Source organism: Corynebacterium wankanglinii (assembly GCF_013601005.1).
Taxonomy (GTDB): domain Bacteria; phylum Actinomycetota; class Actinomycetes; order Mycobacteriales; family Mycobacteriaceae; genus Corynebacterium; species Corynebacterium wankanglinii.
Window position 1 is genome coordinate 1 of the sequence record NZ_JABFED010000013.1, and the last position, 1497, is coordinate 1497.

Genomic DNA, 1497 nt, shown 5'->3' on the forward strand with positions numbered 1-1497 from the left:
TCACGTGGGGTTGCTCCGCCGAGGACTTGTCGGGGTGTGTCGTTGAGTTCGTCTTGCACCCAGGCGACGTGCTCGGGGGTGACTTCGGCGAAGTCGGTGCCTTTCTTGTAGAAGCGGCGGCGGATCTCACCGTTGGTGTTCTCGTTGGTCGGCCGCTGCCACGGTGAGTGTGGATCGCAAAAGTACACCTCGCAGCCGTCTTTGATGCGCACACGTGCGGTTTGAGCCATTTCCACGCCTTGATCCCAGGTGATGGTCTTGAGCTGTTCGGCATTGAGGTCTTTGACCATCTGCTGGATCGCTGCAATCACCGTCATCGATGTGTGTTCGGTGGGCAGATGACCAAGCAGGGTGTAGCGGCTGGTGCGCTCCACCAGGGTAATCAGCGCGCTTTTGCCGCCCTTGCCGATGACAAGATCACCTTCCCAGTGCCCAGGGATTGCCCGGTCGTCAACCTCCGGGCTGCGCTTGGTGATTTCAGCGCCTTTGATCCACGGCTTACCCGTTAACACACCGGCATTACGGGGCCGGGTTTTTCGCCGCTTGCCGCCGCGGATGAGCACATCTTGGGTCTTCATCACCGCTTCAAGCTCGGCGCGCAAGCTGCCTTTGCTCTGGATGTACAAGGCACTGTAGATCGCTTCGTGGGAAATACGCATGCTTTCATCATCGGCGAAAGCGTGCTGAAGCCACACACTGATGCGCCCGGGCGACCACCGGCGGGCAAGACACGCCACCACCACAGCACGAAGCACCGGGTTGTCGTCAAGCTTGCGCACCTTCGGCCGGCACGCACGCGCCTTAGCACCCGTGTGGGCACGCCGGGCGTTGTAGAAGACCTTCTTTTCGCCGTCATCGTCGATGATTTCCCATCCGTTGCGGGCAATTTCCCGGCTGATCACGCTATGGTGGCGCCCCAGAAGCGTTGCGATCTGTCTGGCTGACATTCCCTGGCTGCACCCATGTTGGATCGTCAGGCGGTCTTCAAACGACAGTTGGACCCCGCGGCCGACTTTCACACGGTCCTCGGCGTGGTCGGCAGGCGCGTGGCCTGCCTGTGTTTTCATTGGTGCTGGCACGGAATCAACTTTGCTGTGTGCAGGGGTTGTTACCGCACAAGCCTCCGGCGTGTTGGCGGGCTGCACCGCATCACGGTTTCCGCCCGCCTTCTCCTGGCGTGCTTGTTGCACCCAGCGATACACCGAATTCACAGACCTGTCGAACGCCGCCGCGACCTTTTCAACCGGTTCACCCGCTAGTACTCGCTCGACCGCGTCAGCTTTCTGCTGCGGGGTGATACGGGGCTTTTGCTGCAGTTCGGTCCGCACACCGACTTTCGCCAACCGCGAGTACAACGCAGCCGCAGAAAGACCTAACGTTGCAGCCGCATCCGGTACCGACATACCTGAAGCCACCAACGCCACCGCGTCGTCGATGAGCTGGTCGCGTGCACGTGCCAACGCCTTCATCGGTGGGAGCGCACCTGCTTGCTTGACC

General features: G+C 61.0%; 1 protein-coding gene and 1 pseudogene. Both read right to left on the minus strand.

Annotated elements, in window-relative coordinates; all coding sequences use genetic code 11:
* The coding region (locus tag HMA55_RS11210; RefSeq protein WP_235961992.1) for an IS30 family transposase at positions 1 to 1067 on the minus strand (1067 nt) is incomplete at its 3' end.
* A 147-nt stretch (positions 1068 to 1214) separates the two neighbouring features.
* A pseudogene (locus HMA55_RS11395) lies at positions 1215 to 1469 on the minus strand (hypothetical protein); the annotation flags it as partial.
* Positions 1470 to 1497 lie beyond the last annotated feature (28 nt).